This window comes from Clostridium estertheticum (assembly GCF_018861295.1).
In the GTDB taxonomy this organism is placed as follows: Bacteria; Bacillota; Clostridia; order Clostridiales; family Clostridiaceae; genus Clostridium_AD; species Clostridium_AD estertheticum_D.
In genome coordinates this window covers 19,280-37,452 of sequence record NZ_JAHLDM010000024.1, presented here as the reverse complement: position 1 = coordinate 37,452, position 18,173 = coordinate 19,280, and the positions used below count along the sequence as shown (strand labels likewise).

The window sequence follows — 18,173 nt, the reverse complement described above, 5'->3', positions numbered from 1 at the left end:
TCTGATGTCTGGGACTAATCTCAGACATTAGAATAGTAGATTCTACCTTTAAAGAATATTATCTTTATTCATTAAGGTGTTTAGCAAATCTATTTCATAGTTATCCTTTGAGGAAGTCAAAAATTTAATACTATTTTTACAATAGAATTGTAAAGTTTCATTCAAGTATATATTAAAAATTTTATTTAAATTATCATTATTTTTCATTTCATTTTTAATTTGAGCTTTTACCATATATACGATTCCAATTTCATGAGGATTTTTTAGCAATCTTGAATGTAAATCTGAATTTTTTAAATATTCTAAAGCACCTTCATAATTTCCTTCATTAATTATTATTTTAGACATAAAGGATTCTACAATAGACTTTTCCCACATTAAATCGAATTGTTTATATATATCCATAGCCCTTTGAAAATATGTTTTTGCCTTAGAATACGATCCCATATTGAAACATGTTTCACCAGCATTTATACTAAAAATAGAAAGACTGGTAAGTATATTTTTTTCTTCACATATTTTTATTGCTTTTTTAAAAAATTCTAAAGCTTCCTCAAATTTCATGTTTTGTCTTCTTATATCTCCTATATAGTTATAAGCAGCTGCTATACTTAAGGCATATTTATCAGCTACACTTTTAGTTACATTAAAAACATTTATAGATTCATTAAAGAGTTTCTCTGCTTCGTTATATTTTCCTTGCATTTTTTTATATAGTGCTTTAAATCGTAAAAATATACCTATTTCCATATGATAATTACAATCTGCTGCTTTATCTAAACCTATATTTACATATTTTATCATGTCATCAATATTATTGGTCTGTATACAATAATATATCATCTGCTTATACCCTTCTATAGAGTAATCTGAATCATCAATTTCATTAGCTTTTTCTATCATTTCACTTATGAACTCAACACCTTTTTCATAATCTCCTTCTCTTATAAGATATCTTCCTTTAATATGTAAAAATTCTATCTCTAATCTCAAAACTTCCTTAGAACTTTTATAATCATTTTTTACTTTTAATAATAGAATTTCTATTTTCGCTATGCTTTTAATGGTTTTGTTATTACTAAAATATAAGTTATTATAAAAATTAACATCTTTCGAATATAGTACTGGATAAAGTTCATGGCTAAAATTCAAATATACATTTAGACTTTTTATACTATATTTCAATGTTGATATATTATTATCTGCATTTGAAAAATGATAAACAAGTTTGTTGTAAATGGTTATATCTTGTTTGTTATTTGTTAAACTTTTTTCTATAATAAATCCTATCTTATTATGAAGAATTTTTCTTCTTGCAAAAGATAGATTAATATAAATGAATTCTCTTAACTTCTGATGTGTAAACATAAAACTTAGTAAATTATTGTTAGTAACTTCTTTTAATATGAATTTATTTTCAAGTTCTTCTATTGAATCAATTATTTTAAGTTCTTCTTCTCCTGTAAGTTCATGTAAAATGTATAAAGGAATTTCATCAAAGAATAAAGATGAGATTCTCAAAATGGTTTTACATTCTTCTGAAATATCTAAAAACCTACTTTTCATTATATCTTGCATTTTAGAAGACATAATATTTATATCACTATTAAACTTTATAGTATTAATATATTCTGTTAAAAAAAATGCATTTCCTTCAGTTTCATTGTATATTTTATTTAATATCTCTTTGTTAAAATTGTTTTTGGGAAGAACAATTTTAATGAAATTTTCTACTTCAACATTATTAAATCTTAACAAATCAAGCCTTAAAATTTTATTATGATTATTTGCTGAAACTAGGAATTTATCTATTTCGATATTGTATTCATTTCTATAGGTCATGAAACACAAAATATTAGTATTACAATGTAAAATCATACTGCTTAAAATCCTTAAACTACCATTATCAATCCACTGTATATCTTCGAAAATAAGTATTACTTTTTTTGTTTCTGCTATTTTAGTAAGTATATTAGTTATTATATTACTAATTAATTCATATTTTAACGTATATTTATTATCTGAAATTTTAATGCCTTGTTCTATATTGCTTAATTTATTAAAACCTGAAAAACAATTTTCAATAATATTTTCCCATAAACTTGGAATTTTAATTTTTTTATATTTCATAATTTGAGATAGTTTAGATAATATAACATTCCATGGCTTTAAAATGCAATCTTTTTCAAATTGAAAACAATAAGTTTCTAAAATATAAGTTGTATCCACATCAACTATTTCTATAAATTTATCTTTAAGTCGTGTTTTACCTATACCGGCTTCACCTACCAAAAGCACGGATTTTAAACATCCATTTTTCTTGAAATCATTGTAAGTATTTTGTAATATTCTCAATTCATTATATCTTCCATAGAAAAATTCATCAGTGTTTTTATTAATTCCCCTTGTATTCATAATATCTACTATTTCATTAACTACGTTTAATATTTTATCGTTAGGAGAAATGGATAGTTCATCTTTAAATAATCTCTTAATATTATTGTATGCTTCAATTGCTATGGTATATTTGCCTTGTTTTTTATAACTTTCAAGTAAATATACATAAGCATTTTCATTAAATTCATCTATTTTTATTAATAACTTTGAATATTTTTCAACAATATTATAATTATTATTTTGGAATTCTTTTTCTATTTTTTTATTCAATCTATCTATATATATACATTGCAAATTTTCACGCATTTCTAATATCCAAATTTCAAAATTCTCTGCATTTTTAGGACAAAATCCCTGTAAAAATTCTCCTTTAAAAATATCTATTTCATTTTCATCGCTCATAAACTTATATATATCTGCATTTATTTCTATATTTGGATTGAGCATAATTATTGATTTTTGAGGGGACACCAATACCGAAACATTAGAGCATTTATTTATTTTATAGATAGCATTTCTTAGATTCTTTTTGGCATAACCTTCTTCTTGATTAGCCCAAAAAAGTTCTGAAAGATGTTCTCTGTTATCTTGCTTATTTAGTAGTAAATAACAAAATAGACCTTGAGCTTTACTGTAAGGGAAGAATATTTCCTCCTTATTGACAGTTACGTTAAAATTACCAAACATTTTACAATATATATAATCCATTAAATCACTCCAATATAATTCCACAAACTTTCTTATACAAATTATACTACAATTTGTATAAAAATCCAAAATATAATTCCGAATTAATAGATGTAATATAGACGTAATGGTAAAATATTATATAAATGAAAGAACAAAAATGGAAAATATGATTTGGCCAAGGATATAAATGCATTTAGATGTGAAAAAATTTAATGAGCTACTACTGTGCAGTATATACTTTGAAATTTCGGCATATTTTGTTAACAATTTATAATAGACACTTATTTGACGCTTTGATGTTAAAATTAACCATAAGTATTCATAAAAATAAGATAACGTTTACACTACATAAATTTTAGGGGGAATAGAAATGAAAGAAATATTTTTGACAGGAAATGATTTAACTTTAGAGGAAATGGTAAATATAGCTAGAAAAGGTTGTAAGGTTTCAATAAAAGAAAGTGCTCTAGAAAGAGTTAAAAAATCAAGAGCAATAATTGATGATATAGTTAAAAATGAAAAGGCTGTTTATGGTGTAACTACAGGTTTTGGCGAGTTTTGTAATGTGAGTATTTCTAAAGAAGATTGTAGAACACTTCAAAGAAATTTAATTTGTTCACATGCCTGTGGATATGGTCCTAAATTCTCAAATGATGTTGTACGAGCTATAATGCTTTTAAGAGCTAATGCACTATCAAAAGGATTTTCAGGAATAAGACCAAATACTTTACAAACACTGATTGAAATGATTAATAAAGGTGTTTATCCAATAATTCCTGAAAAGGGATCTTTGGGAGCATCAGGAGATTTAGCTCCACTTGCACATATGGTTTTACCTATGATTGGTGAAGGTGAAGCAGAGTATAAAGGAGAAATATTACCAGGTAGCATTGCTATGGAAAGAGCAGGAATTACCATAATAGAACTTGATGCAAAAGAAGGATTAGCACTTATAAATGGCACTCAAGTCTTAACTGCAACAGGAGCTTTAGCTACTTATGATGCCATAAAGTTATTAAAAATTAGTGATATAGCGGCAGCTTTATCAATGGAAGCTTTAAGAGGAATTACAGATGCTTTTGATCCAAGAATTCATGTACTAAGACCACATCCAGGACAATTAGCAACAGCAAGAAATATATTAAAACTAGTTGAAGGCAGTACTTATGTAACAAGACAAGGCGAAATAAGAGTGCAGGATGCTTACTCATTAAGATGTATACCACAAATTCATGGTGCAAGCAAGGATGCCATAAATTATGTAAAAGCTCAAGTTGAAATGGAAATAAATTCAGTTACAGATAATCCTATAGTAACAGAAGAAGGAGATGTAATTTCAGGAGGTAATTTCCACGGAGAACCTATGGCATTAAGTTTTGACTTCTTAGGAATTGGATCAGCTGAAATTGCTAGCGTATCTGAAAGAAGATTAGAAAGATTAATTAACCCTCAATTGAATGATTTGCCAGCGTTCTTAGCTAAACATGGTGGATTAAACTCAGGATTTATGATTACCCAATATGCAGCAGCAGCTTTAGTATCTGAAAATAAAATACTAGCTCATCCTGCATCAGTAGACTCAATACCTTCATCAGCTAATCAAGAAGACCTAGTTAGTATGGGAACAATAGCAGCAAGAAAGGCTCGAGACATAGTTGATAATGCAACTAGAGTAGTTTCAACAGAAATATTAGCTGCATGTCAGGCTATAGATTTCAGAAAAGGTGCTGGATTTAAACTTGGCATGGCAACCCAAGAAGCTTACAATTTAGTTAGGAAATCTGTAGACTTTATTGAGTATGATATAGTTATGTATAAAGATTTAGATAGAGTTACTGAGCTTGTTAAGAGCGGGAAATTATTAGAAGCAGTAGAAAAAGTAGTTGAAATAGAATATTAATATAACATAAAGTAGAAAATTGGGTGTCACAGTATAGAAATTATTTTTTGTTTTGGAGCTTACAAATAACTTTGTGTAAACAAAATAAAGGGAGACTTTTATGAGTAATAATGTAGTAGAGGATACAAGTGAAAGTGGGTTAAAACGATCTCTAAAACCAAGACATATGAACATGATTGCTATAGGGGGTGCAATCGGAACAGGTCTATTCTTTACTTGTGGTAACGCCGTTAGTTCTTCAGGGCCTGGTGGTGCAATTGTAGCATACGGTATTATGGGTATTCTTGTGTTTTTCTTAATGACATCACTGGGAGAAATGGCAACATTGATACCAAGTGCTGGTTCATTTGAAACCTACGCATCAAGATTTATCGATCCGGCGCTGGGATTTGCACTAGGCTGGAACTATTGGTTTAACTGGGCTATCACCGTTGCGGCAGAATTGGTTGCAGCTGGACTTGTTATTAAATTTTGGTTACCTAGTACTCAAACAACATTTTGGAGTATAGGATTCTTGATTGTTTTAGTAAGTTTAAATCTCATGTCTGCAAGAGCATATGGTGAAGGTGAATTTTGGTTTGCAAGTATTAAGGTAGTAACAATTATTGTATTTCTTATTGTTGGTGTACTTATTATATTTGGAATCATGGGAGGCCATTCAATAGGGTTTAGTAATTGGGTGATAAATGATGGCAAAGGTCATGCTGCACCATTTGTAGGAGGTGGAATAGCGATATTATCAGGCTTTTTAGTAGCAGGATTTTCTTTCGCAGGTACAGAGGTGGTCGGTCTTGCAGCTGGTGAATCAGAAAACCCAGAAAAGGATGTACCAAAAGCAATAAATACAGTTTTTTGGAGAATACTTATATTCTACATTGGTGCAATTGCTGTTATTAGTTTTATTATTCCTTTTACTGATCACAATCTATTGAAAAATAGTGTATCAGATGTAGCATTTAGCCCATTTACTATGGTATTCCAAAGATCTGGTATCGCAGCTGCTGCTTCCATAATGAATGCAGTTATATTAACTTCTGTTCTTTCCTGTGGTAACTCAGGACTTTATGCAGGATCTCGCATGATATACGCTATGGCTAAAGAAGGAAAAGCTCCAAAATGCTTTGGAAAATTAAATAAGAGAGGTGTTCCAACAAATGCACTTATTCTTACCGCAGCTGTTGCATCAACAGCTTTCCTTGCATCGCTTGTTGGTGATGGTAAGATATACTATATACTTTACAACTTATCTGGAATCACAATTTTTATAGCATGGTTGGGAATAGCAGTTTGTCACTACAGATTCAGAAAAGCTTATGTTGCTCAAGGCAGAAAAATTGAAGACTTAAAATATAAAGCAGTGCTTTATCCATTTGGTCCTATATTTGCATTAATACTTTGTGTTGTTGTTTTATTTGGTGCTAATATATGGGTTTTCAAAGCTGCAACCTTCAGCTGGTTTGACTTTATAACTAATTATGGAATTATTCTTGTAGTTATAGGCTTTTATCTTGGATACAAGAAAGTAAACAAAACAAAGATAGTCCCTCTTATGGAATGCGATTTTGAGCTTAAAGAATGTGAGAAATCAAATAATAAGAAGTAGCAGGAGGATTTATAAATGTCTTACAACATCGAAATAATTAGAAAACAGCAACATAAAACAAGTAAATGGTCTGGGGGTACAACAACTGAGTTTAGTATTTATCCTAAGGATTCACTATATGTTGATCGTAATTTTAAATGGAGGATAAGTTCTGCAAAGGTTGAGGTAGAAGAATCTATATTTACATCTTTACCTGGAATATCTAGGATTATTATGATTATTGAAGGAGAAATACTTCTTAAACATGAAGGACATTATAATGCTGTGCTAAAAAGTTTTGAACAGGATAATTTTAGTGGAGAGTGGACAACAACAAGTTTTGGTAAGGTAATAGATTTTAATTTAATGATGGCACAAGATTATAATGGAAAATTAGAATCAATTTTTTTTAATAAAGGTGAGACTAAAGAGATAATATTATACAACAATGTGAATGCTGCTTTAAAGTTTTCTCAAATAACAGAAGCTTTTTACGTAGTGAAAGGTGATGTGAAAATAGTTACAGGAACAAAGAAAACAATAAATCTTAATAAAGGTGATTTAGTATTAGTAACTACAACAGAGAAAGAAAATAATTCAGAACTTAAGATTTATAGTAGTAGTCAGGAAGAATCTAGTATTATAAGAGCTTCAATATTTAGAAAAAAGGACAAACTTAAAAAATAGATGTTTTAATGACGATTCTTTACTAAAATGTAAGTAAATTAAAATATAGAAAGGAAGGATAATAAATGATTAGCAATATGAATATTAAAGATGCTATGACAATTTCTTTAGATGATTATTTGCCTAATATGCCTGAATTTGTTAGGGGGATAAGGAGAGCTCCAGATAGAGGCTTCCATCTTTCAAAATCTCAGACAGAAATATCACTTAAGAATGCACTTCGTTATATTCCAGAGAAATATCATGAAGTGCTTATACCAGAATTTATGAATGAACTTACTACAAGAGGCAGAATATATGGATACAGATTTCGGCCCGAAGGTAGGATATATGGAAAATCAATAGATGAATATGAAGGAAAATCCACCGAAGGTAAAGCTTTTCAGGTAATGATTGATAATAATCTTGATTCTGATGTGGCTTTATATCCTTATGAGCTTGTTACTTACGGTGAAACAGGAAGTGTATGCCAAAATTGGATGCAATATAGACTTATAAAGAAATATCTAGAAATAATGACTCAAGATCAAACTTTGGTTTTAGAATCAGGACATCCTCTTGGACTTTTCAAATCAAAACCTGATGCACCAAGAGTAATAATTACAAATGCACTAATGATAGGCATGTTTGATAATCAAAAGGATTGGGAAATAGCAGAGGAAATGGGTGTTGCAAATTATGGACAAATGACTGCAGGCGGATGGATGTATATAGGACCTCAGGGCATAGTTCATGGTACTTACAATACTTTATTAAATGCAGGCAGAATGAAGCTTGGAATTCCCAATGATAGTGACTTAAGAGGTCATATATTTGTAACATCAGGTTTGGGTGGTATGAGCGGTGCTCAGCCAAAAGCAATTGAAATAGCAAATAGTGTAGGGATTGTAGCTGAGGTTGATGAATCAAGAATTCAAACAAGACTTGATCAAGGATGGCTTATGAGGCAATCATCAGATCTTGATGAGGTATTTGAAATTGCCGAGGAGTATTTGAAAAAGAAAGAGCCAATGTCAATTGGATATCATGGAAATATAGTTGATTTGCTAGAGTATATAGTGAAAAACAACAAAAAGATTGATTTGTTATCTGACCAAACATCCTGTCATGCTGTATATGAAGGTGGTTATTGTCCTAAGGGAGTAACATTTAAGGAAAGAACAGAGCTTCTTGCTAAGGATAGGGACACGTTTTGTAAATTAGTTGATAAGAGTTTAAGACGTCATTTTGAACTTATAAAAACATTGGTTGAAAGAGGAACATATTTCTTCGATTATGGTAACTCATTTATGAAAGCAATTTATGATGCTGGGGTTAAGGAAATATCCAAAAATGGAGTAGATGAAAAGGATGGCTTTATATTTCCATCTTACGTAGAAGATATAATGGGACCACAGCTATTTGATTATGGATATGGACCATTTAGATGGGTATGTTTAAGTGGAAAGAATGAGGACTTAATAAAAACAGATCATGCTGCAATGAGCTGTATAGATCCAAATAGAAGATATCAAGATAGAGATAACTATAATTGGATAAGGGATGCAGAAAAAAACAATCTTGTGGTTGGTACCAAAGCAAGAATTCTTTATCAGGATGCTACAGGAAGAATAAAAATAGCTCTTAAATTCAATGAAATGGTAAGAAATGGAGAGATAGGGCCTGTTATGATGGGTAGAGATCATCATGATGTAAGCGGTACTGATTCACCATTTAGAGAAACTTCTAATATAAAAGATGGAAGTAACGTTATGGCAGATATGGCTGTGCAATGTTTTGCAGGAAATGCAGCAAGGGGTATGAGTCTTGTAGCACTTCATAATGGAGGTGGTGTTGGAATTGGGAAATCTATAAATGGAGGATTTGGTCTTGTACTTGACGGAAGTTATAGAGTAGATGAGATAATTAAATCTGCGCTTTCCTGGGATGTTATGAGTGGAGTTGCAAGACGTTCTTGGGCAAGAAATGAGCATTCAATAGAAACAGCCATAGAATTTAATAAGACACATAGGGGAACAGACCATGTTACTATTCCATATTTAACAAATGAAAAGCTCGTAGCGGATACTGTTAGTAAGCATTTTGATAAGTAATATGGTTGAGAGGGATGTATTTATGATAAAAAAAGATTTACTTATAATAAATGCCGCAGAGCTTGTTACTTGTAGCGGGTTCAAAGCAAAATACGGTGAGGAAATGAAAAATATTCATACCATTAAAAATGGGGCCGTTGTTATTGAAGGTGGCATAATTAAAGCTGTTAATACTACAGAAGAAATATTGAAAACTTATAATGAAGAAGATTTTGAAGTTATAGACGCATCTAATAAATGTGTGCTTCCAGGATTTGTAGACTCTCACACTCATTTTATATTTGGTGGCTATAGGGCAGACGAATTTGCTTGGAGACTCAGGGGAGATAGCTATATGGATATAATGGAGAGAGGCGGTGGAATACAAAACACAGTAAAAGCAACAAGGAATGCTTCATTTAAGGAACTTTATAATGTTGGGTTTGAAAGGCTTAATGACATGATTAAGCTTGGAGTAACAACTGTGGAAGGTAAAAGTGGCTATGGTCTTGATTTAGATACGGAAATAAAGCAGCTTAAGGTTATGAAGAAACTTAATGAAGAGCATGTTATGGACCTCGCAATTACATTTTTAGGTGCTCATTCAATTCCGCCTGAATATAAAGGAAAAAATAATGAGTATATTGACTTCATTATAGATAATGTGCTCCCTGTTATTAAATATGAAAATCTTGCAGAGTTTTGTGATGTCTTTTGCGAAGACAAGGTTTTTTCTGTAGAGGAATCACGGAAAATTCTTTTAAAAGCAAAAGAAATGGGTTTTAAACTTAAAATTCATGCAGATGAAATTGTCACTCTTGGAGGTTCAGAGCTTGCAGCAGAGGTGGGGGCAATATCTGCTGATCATTTATTACATGCTTCAGACGAGGGAATAAAGGCAATGGCTGCGAAAAAAGTAATTTCGACTCTCCTTCCATGTACTGCATTTTGCTTAAAAGAGCCATATGCAAGAGCAAGGGAGATGATTGATAGTGGATGCGGCGTAGCACTGGCATCAGACTTTAATCCAGGGAGTTGTTTTACATATTCAATCCCTTTGGTATTTGCAGTGGCAGCTATATATATGAAGATGAGTATGGAAGAGGCTATAACGGCGCTTACAATAAATGGTGCTGCCGCAGTGGGTAGAGCAGATTCAATTGGAAGTATAGACCCTGGTAAGAAGGGTGACATTGTTATTTTGAAATATCCTTCTTATAATTTTATACCATATAATACGGGTATAAACATTGTGGAGAAAGTAATTAAAGATGGAAATGTAGTTGTTAATATATAATTAATCCTAAATAGCAAAGGAGATAATAGTATGGCAAAATTAGTAGAATGTGTTCCAAATTTTAGTGAAGGCAGAAATAAGCAAATAATTGAAAGTATAGTTGACGAGATAAGAAACACAGAAAATGTAAAATTACTTGACTATTCTTCCGATAAAGACCATAACAGGACAGTCGTTACATTTGTTGCTACACCTGAAGATGCTAAAAAGGCAGCTTTTAAGCTAATTAAAAGAGCATCAGAACTTATAGATATGAGAACTCAAAAGGGTGCTCATCCAAGGATGGGAGCTACAGATGTTGTTCCATTTATTCCAATTCAAGATGTTACCACAGAGGAATGTGTCTTGATGGCTAAAGAACTTGGAAAGAAGGTAGGAGAAGAATTAAATATACCTGTTTATCTTTATGAGGATGCAGCTACTTGCACATCACGAACAAATCTTGCTAATATTAGAAAAGGTCAGTATGAAGGATTTTTCGAAAAAATAAAACTTCCAGAATGGAAACCTGATTTTGGTCCATGTGAAATGAATGAAAAAAGTGGATGCATGGTTATAGGCGCTAGATTTCCACTTGTAGCATACAATGTTAACTTAGGCACAGACAATATGGAAATTGCAACTGCAATTGCTAAAAAGGTAAGATTTATAGGAGGCGGACTTAGATTTGTAAAGGCCATGGGCGTTAAACTTGAAGAAAGAAATATAGTTCAAATTTCTATGAATCTTGTAAATTATGAAAAGACTTCTGTATACAGAGCACATGAAATGGTTAAAATGGAAGCTCAGCGTTATGGAGTAGCCGTTGTTGGTAGTGAAGTTATTGGATTGGTTCCTATGAAAGCACTAATAGACTGTGCTGAATATTATCTTCAAATAGAAAACTTTGATATAAGTCAAATACTTGAAAAGAAACTTTCAGAATAAGGAATTAACAGGATTATTTTAGGCAATTATTCATGTTATGTCTAAAATATAGAGGGAGGAGAACATTATTATGCTATTAGTTGATAAAAGTGTTAGAGAATTCATTGATCAAACTTCTCAAAATTGTCCTGTCCCAGGAGGGGGTAGTATTGCGGCACTATCAGGTGCATCTGCGGCAGCACTTGTTTCAATGGTTGCAAGTTTAACCATTGGCAAAAAAGGTTATGAAGATAGTGAAGTTACGATGAAAGAAGTTTATGAACAAGCAAATAAATATAAAGAAAAGTTTATAGAATATATTGATGCAGATTCAGAATCTTTTCATGGTGTAATGGATGCCTTCAAATTACCAAAAAACAATGATGAAGAAAAAGCTATAAGAAAAGAAATTATCCAAAATGCATTAAAGCATGCATCAGAGACTCCATACAAAATAGCAGAAAACGCATATAGACTTATGGAATATTCAGAAAAAGCAGTAGAACATGGAAATAAAAATGCAGTAACAGATGCTGCTGTGTCAGCTATGATGGCGAGAAGTGCAGTTCTATCAGCTCTTTACAATGTGAAAATAAACTTATCCTCAATAAATGACAGTGAGTTTGTAGCTATGTTTGAAAAAAAAGTATCCGTTCTTGAAACAAATGTAGTTGAGAGAGAAAAACGCATACTTAGTAAAGTAGTTATATAATAGGGCTACAACCCAAGGTAAATCATCATTTGCCTTGGGTTGTTTTTTAATATGTTTAGCAGATTGAACATTATATTCAAAATATAATGATGATAGCTATGTATTTTTATAAATAATCTGGGAGGCTAATTATTATGTTTGATAAAAATTATAAAATAACAAATGAAGGAGTTTGGCAGGGACGAACTGATAGTGAAAGCAATTATGATGCTTTTAGATGGCATCAATGTGTAAAGATAATAGATTTAAAGAGAGATGATTTAATTCTCTATACAGGAAAACTAGGATTCGCTTTTATTGGATTTTGTTGTGATGAAGGCGTAAGGCGTAATGGTGGTAGGACAGGAGCAGCTAATGGTCCCAAAAGCATAAGAAAAGAATTATCCAATTTGCCATGTGATTTTTCAAAGGAAGTAAAACTTTTTGATGTAGGAGATATATGCTGTGAGGACTGTACTCTTGAAGAAAGCCAAGATCTATTATCGAAAGCAATCGAAAAGGTTTTGAGCTTAAATCTTTTTCCTATTGTTTTGGGCGGTGGTCACGAAGTCGCTTTTGGAAATTATATGGGTACATTAAATTACTTATCACAAAAAAGAAAAAAACCTAATATCGGGATAATAAATTTTGATGCTCACTTTGATTTGAGACCTTGTACACAAGTAACCAGCTCCGGAACAATGTTTAGACAAATTGCAGATATTTGTATAGAGAGAGAACTTGAATATTCTTATCTATGTATTGGAGTTCAAAAACACAGTAACACTATAGATCTTTTTAAAACAGCTGATACACTTGGAGTTAAATATATGCTTGCAAAGGATATTATAGATAATGACAATTGGAAGCTGATGGAAGATATAGATGACTTTATAAAATTAAAAGATTATCTATATGTAACTATATGCTCCGATGTATTTTCTACAGCTTTTGCACCAGGAGTAAGTTCATCACAGCCACTTGGGTTAGATCCTGAACGCGTATTAAAGTTTCTTAAATACATTTTAAGGTCAAATAAGGTAGTAAGTTTTGATATAGCTGAAGTTTCACCAAGATTTGATCAAGATGATGTTACAGCGAATTTAGCAGCTGTATTAATTTTTTCTGTTGTCAATACCCTTTGTGGAATAAATAGGTTAACGGTTTCTTCTTATTAATGGTGGGGGATATTTAAGTTAAAACTATTGACATTAAGATTAAAAGAATGTATATTATAAACAAGAAGTTAATTGTATAAAATTTAATTTTGCACAATAGATGTAAAATATGATAAAATGTTAATATGTATTAACATATTTATTAATAGTAGGTGTTAATACTAAAATAGTTACAGGAATCGTTACTAAATATTAGATATTAAAAGGAGAGAGTAAAATGAAAATTATAGCTTTAAAATTTTATAAAAATGGCGAGATGAGGGAGGCGTTTGCACTAGGCGGCTCTATGAAGAAAGAAGATGTGGACCAAAATAAAGTATACCCAGCTAGTTTACAGAATTATTTAATAGACACAGGAAAAGAACTTATTTTAGTAGACACAGGACTTCCAGTTGAAACAGCACCTTTTGAACGAACTCCAAATCAAATGTTATACATGGGAGAGAAAATTGCTGACTTTGTAACAGCTCTAAAAAATGTTGGATATAAACCTTCTGATATTGATAAGGTTGTAATTACTCATAAACATCCTGATCATTCTGGAGAGTTGAGATTATTTAATGACTCTAAAATTTATATATCTGAAACTGAAGCAAATGATATGAAATTGGATGCAAAAAACATAACCAAAGTTAATTTTGAGGATGGCAAATACAAAAACTTTGAGAGCAGTCAGATAATAGCTGATGGGGTTAGGATGTTGCCTGCACCTGGTCATACTAATGGGAATTCCATAGTTGTTGTAGAAGATAATGCATTATATTATATGATTCATGGGGATATAACATACACAGATGAGGCCTTAAGAAGGAATGAACTCTCGGTTGTATTTGAGGACAAAGATTTAGCCATTAAAACTTTATCAAATGTTAGAGAATTTATTAAGCAAAACGATACAGTTTATTTATCAACTCATACTCCAGAAGGCTTCAATTCTTTGGAGAAAAAAGTGGTTATGAAATTGTAATAAGTTATGTATAAATAAATCTAATATTAAAATAAAGGAGATTATAAAATGTTAAATTTTGATTATTCAATACCAACAGAAGTATTTTTTGGAAAAGATAAAATAGATAAACTTGCAGAAAACGTAAAGAAGTATGGTTCTAAAGTTTTGCTTGTTTACGGTGGTGGTAGCATAAAGAAAAGCGGATTATATGGTAAAATCACAGATATATTTAACAAAAATAAAATAAACTTCTTCGAGTTATCAGGTGTAGAGCCTAACCCAAGAATATCAAGCGTAAAAAAAGGGATTGAAATATGCAGAGAAAATAAAGTAGAACTTATACTTGCTGTAGGTGGAGGAAGTGTAATTGACTGCTCAAAGGTAATAGCAGCTGGCTATTATTATGATGGTGATGCATGGGACATTGTACTTGATCCAAGAAAAATAAGTAAAGTTCTCCCAATTGCAACTATATTAACATTAGCGGCGACTGGTTCTGAAATGGATGCAGGAGCAGTAATTACAAATCTAGAAACTAGTGAAAAATTAGGCACTGGTAATAAAAATATGGCACCTAAGTTTTCAATATTAGACCCTACTTATACATTTTCAGTGCCTGCAAATCAAACAGCAGCAGGTACAGCTGATATAATGAGCCATATTTTTGAAGTATACTTTAGTAATACAAATGAAGCTTTTATGCAAAATAGAATGGCAGAAGCACTTCTTAAAACCTGTATAAAATATGGAGAAATAGCAATGTCTGACCCTACAAATTATGAAGCAAGATCTAATTTAATGTGGACATCAAGTCTTGCTATAAATGGCTTATTAAGTTATGGAAAAGAAACAGAGTGGAGTGTTCATGGAATGGAGCACGAGTTAAGTGCATTCTATGATATTACTCATGGAGTTGGGCTTGCAATTTTAACACCACATTGGATGGAGTATGCACTAAATGATAATACAGTAAACAAGTTTGTTGAATATGGAGTTAATGTTTGGGGACTGGATGCTAGTTGTGACAAATATGAAATAGCTCATAATGCTATTAAAAAAACAAGAGAGCACTTTGCATCATTAGGAATACCTTCCACCTTAAGGGAAGTTGGAATTAAGGAAGAAAAACTAGAAGAAATGGCAAAACAAGCTACTGTACGTGGAAAACTTGGAAGCTTCAAACCTTTAGATGCACAGGATGTACTAAATATATATAAAGCTTCTTTTTAAAAAATACTAAATTATTTATAAGCGGATGAAAAGAATATGAACTTAATGCTATGTGCCCTCAAGATCCAAAACCTAATATAAAATTAACGTAATAAGAACTCGCTGTAAAGCGAGTTCTTTGATTTTTGGCAAATTCACGTCGTAAACACAATTATTAGGCCCCTCGATAGCCCATTAGGTAGGGCCAGCAATATCTATTTTGTAAGCTTAATTATTATCTCTTTATGTTGTGGGTACTTATTTAATAGAGCTGCTCTTTCAAATATTTCAAAGTCTTTAAAGTCAAATCCAGGGGATACCATACAGCCAACAAGAGAGTAACCTGAGCTATTCATAGCAGAACCAAAGACATAATTCTTAGGTACTAGAAATTGGGGAACTTCTCCATTTTTTGCATTAAGACCTAGTTGTCTAGTAATAAGTTCTCCATTTGGACTTATCATATATATTGAAAGCGGAGAACCTGCATGATAGTACCACATTTCATCTGATTTTAATCTATGAAAACTTGAAATTTCTCCATCTCTTAATAAAAAATAAATGCTAGTCCAAAGTATTCTTTCACCCTCAAATTTTGTTCTTAATTCATTTGAACTAATGTTTTCACATGAGTCAAAGCTACTTTTATAAAAACCACCTTCAGGATGAGGTTCCATATTTAATGTGTTAATAAAGTATTGTGATGAGTACATAATTTATCTCCTTTATAAAAATATATTGTATATGAAATGTATGGTCAGTACAGCAAAATAAGTAATCATAACTACATATTCAGTTTATCATTTTAGCAAAGAAATTAATAGGGAGATTCAAATCCTTATAAATGAAATGCGGAAATAGTTACTGAGCTTTGTTTAAAACCTAAGGAAGAATATTTATAAATAAAAAAGAAAAAGTTCCATTTAGTATTTTAACTCTTCTTGACGATGATAGTTCATATACTATAAATGATTTAATTTATTAATGATTATACAAAGTGACAATACAGCAACTAACAAACTCATTGATATCATAGGTTTTGACTCTATTAATGCTTTTATAAAAAAGCATAATTTTAACAGTTCTATTGTACAAAGAAAAATGATGGACAATGAATCTAGACTTAAGGGCATTGATAATTTATGTAATATTTCTGATTGCGCTCTATTCCTAGAACTTATTTATAATGGTAAACTAATTAATGAAGAATATAGTAAACTCATGGTAAGTATATTAACTCACCAGTTAGACGATTCAATGATGAGAATTAATTTACCTACTAATATTACTATAGCCCATAAAACTGGAGATTTAGACTTTTTAAAACATGATGTTGGTATTGTATATACATCTAAAACCGATTATATTTTTTCTATGTTTACCTGGGAAGCTATCAGCGATAATTACGCAAAAAACTTAATAGGTAATGTTTCCAAAATAACTTATGATTATTTTATGAATGGAGGAGAATATTTTGAAAATCACCGATATTGAAATAGGATATATTTCTGTGCCTTTAAAAAGACCTTTTAAAACTGCAATACGATCAGTAACTTCTGTAGAAGATATGATAGTTATGATTAAAACAGATTCAATTAGCGTTGGCTATGGAGAGGCTCCACCTACTGGTGTAATAACTGGCGACACTAGAGGCGCTATCGCTTCTGCTATTAAAGATCATATTAAAAAAGCAATTATAGGTATGGACATAGAAAATTTTGAAGAAATCATGATCAAGTTAAACAAGTGTATTGTTAAAAATACTAGTGCCAAAGCCGCTATAGATATGGCTCTCTATGATCTTTATGGACAATTCTATAAAGCACCCTTATATAAGTTACTTGGCGGTTATAAAAATGAACTTATAACTGATATTACTATAAGTGTAAATGAACAAGATGTGATGGCTAAAGATAGTCTCCATGCAATTGGACTTGGATATAAAACGCTAAAAATAAAAGTAGGTACCGATTCGGTCACAGATATAAAAAGGTTAAAAGCTATAAGGGAAATTGTTGGTGGAGGGGTGAATATCAGAATTGATGCAAATCAAGGATGGAAACCTAAAGAAGCTGTTTTGACACTTAGAAAAATGGAGGATGCTGGACTAGATATTGAATTTGTTGAACAACCTGTTAAGGCTCATGATATAGAAGGTTTAAAGTTTGTTACTGATAACATTTCTATACCAGTTATGGCCGATGAGAGTGTTTTTTCTCCTATGGATGCTCTTAAAATCATGCAGATTCGTGCGGCCGATCTCATCAATATAAAGCTTATGAAGACTGGTGGAATTTACAATGCCTTAAAGATATGTTCAATAGCAGAGGTATATGGAGTTGAATGTATGATGGGCTGCATGTTAGAAGCGAAAATCAGTGTTACAGCAGCTGCACATCTTGCAGCAGCCAAAAGCATTATCACAAAAATAGATTTAGATGGTCCAATACTCTGTAGCGCTGATCCCATAATAGGCGGTTCAATTTTTAAGGAAAGCCTAATAAAGTTTTCAAATGCACCTGGCCTTGGAATTAGTGGAATATTGGGGATTAATTGTTCATAAAAACCCCTGGGGTAGTTAATGCTGCAGCCATTATTACAGGATCAACACCTCC

The 18,173-nt window shown here is 31.3% G+C and carries 14 protein-coding genes; 12 read left to right on the top strand and 2 right to left on the bottom strand.

The genetic code is table 11. The annotated features are described in order from the left end of the window. Positions 1-48: 48 nt before the first annotated feature. Positions 49-3,105: a tetratricopeptide repeat protein gene (locus tag KPL54_RS19510; protein ID WP_216108201.1), complete on the bottom strand. Its 3,057-nt coding sequence runs from the start codon at positions 3,103-3,105 to the stop codon at positions 49-51. 352 nt (positions 3,106-3,457) lie between these two features. On the opposite strand from KPL54_RS19510, the gene hutH reads away from it, so the two are divergent. The 10 genes from hutH (at position 3,458) to KPL54_RS19460 (ending at position 15,579) form a co-directional block, all read left to right on the top strand. Further along, the gene (gene hutH / locus KPL54_RS19505; protein WP_216108200.1) at positions 3,458-4,987 is read left to right on the top strand and encodes a histidine ammonia-lyase; all 1,530 of its coding nucleotides are present in this window, start codon (positions 3,458-3,460) and stop codon (positions 4,985-4,987) included. A 100-nt stretch (positions 4,988-5,087) separates the two neighbouring features. Next, positions 5,088-6,590, top strand: a complete 1,503-nt coding sequence (locus KPL54_RS19500) for an amino acid permease (RefSeq protein WP_216108199.1) — start codon at positions 5,088-5,090, stop codon at positions 6,588-6,590. 15 nt (positions 6,591-6,605) lie between these two features. Then, complete coding sequence (locus tag KPL54_RS19495) at positions 6,606-7,256, top strand: HutD/Ves family protein (RefSeq protein WP_216108198.1); 651 nt, start codon at positions 6,606-6,608, stop codon at positions 7,254-7,256. A gap of 65 nt (positions 7,257-7,321) precedes the next feature. Beyond that, entirely contained in the window at positions 7,322-9,349 is a 2,028-nt protein-coding gene (locus tag KPL54_RS19490; RefSeq protein ID WP_216108197.1) for a urocanate hydratase, read from the top strand. Positions 9,350-9,371: 22 nt separating this feature from the next. After that, on the top strand, positions 9,372-10,625 hold the full coding sequence (gene hutI, locus KPL54_RS19485; RefSeq protein ID WP_216108196.1) for an imidazolonepropionase: 1,254 nt from the start codon (positions 9,372-9,374) through the stop codon (positions 10,623-10,625). Between the two features lie 30 nt (positions 10,626-10,655). Continuing rightward, positions 10,656-11,552 carry a glutamate formimidoyltransferase gene (gene ftcD, locus KPL54_RS19480; protein WP_216108195.1) on the top strand — a complete coding sequence of 299 codons (897 nt, stop codon included), beginning with the start codon at positions 10,656-10,658 and terminating at the stop codon, positions 11,550-11,552. Between the two features lie 70 nt (positions 11,553-11,622). Beyond that, the gene (locus KPL54_RS19475) at positions 11,623-12,243 is read left to right on the top strand and encodes a cyclodeaminase/cyclohydrolase family protein (RefSeq protein ID WP_216108194.1); all 621 of its coding nucleotides are present in this window, start codon (positions 11,623-11,625) and stop codon (positions 12,241-12,243) included. Between the two features lie 134 nt (positions 12,244-12,377). After that, on the top strand, positions 12,378-13,400 hold the full coding sequence (gene hutG / locus KPL54_RS19470) for a formimidoylglutamase (RefSeq protein WP_216108193.1): 1,023 nt from the start codon (positions 12,378-12,380) through the stop codon (positions 13,398-13,400). A 217-nt stretch (positions 13,401-13,617) separates the two neighbouring features. Beyond that, positions 13,618-14,367: an MBL fold metallo-hydrolase gene (locus KPL54_RS19465; protein ID WP_216108191.1), complete on the top strand. Its 750-nt coding sequence runs from the start codon at positions 13,618-13,620 to the stop codon at positions 14,365-14,367. 48 nt (positions 14,368-14,415) lie between these two features. Continuing rightward, on the top strand, positions 14,416-15,579 hold the full coding sequence (locus tag KPL54_RS19460; RefSeq protein WP_216108189.1) for an iron-containing alcohol dehydrogenase: 1,164 nt from the start codon (positions 14,416-14,418) through the stop codon (positions 15,577-15,579). Positions 15,580-15,773: 194 nt separating this feature from the next. Here KPL54_RS19460 and KPL54_RS19455 read toward each other — a convergent pair whose 3' ends face one another. Beyond that, complete coding sequence (locus KPL54_RS19455) at positions 15,774-16,271, bottom strand: cupin domain-containing protein (protein WP_216108188.1); 498 nt, start codon at positions 16,269-16,271, stop codon at positions 15,774-15,776. Between the two features lie 271 nt (positions 16,272-16,542). Between KPL54_RS19455 and KPL54_RS19450 the strand changes: the two genes are divergently transcribed. Further along, positions 16,543-17,052: a serine hydrolase gene (locus tag KPL54_RS19450; protein ID WP_216108187.1), complete on the top strand. Its 510-nt coding sequence runs from the start codon at positions 16,543-16,545 to the stop codon at positions 17,050-17,052. After that, on the top strand, positions 17,033-18,121 hold the full coding sequence (locus tag KPL54_RS19445) for a dipeptide epimerase (RefSeq protein ID WP_216108185.1): 1,089 nt from the start codon (positions 17,033-17,035) through the stop codon (positions 18,119-18,121). Before KPL54_RS19450 ends, KPL54_RS19445 begins: the two co-directional genes overlap by 20 nt. The last annotated feature ends 52 nt before the right edge of the window (positions 18,122-18,173 follow it).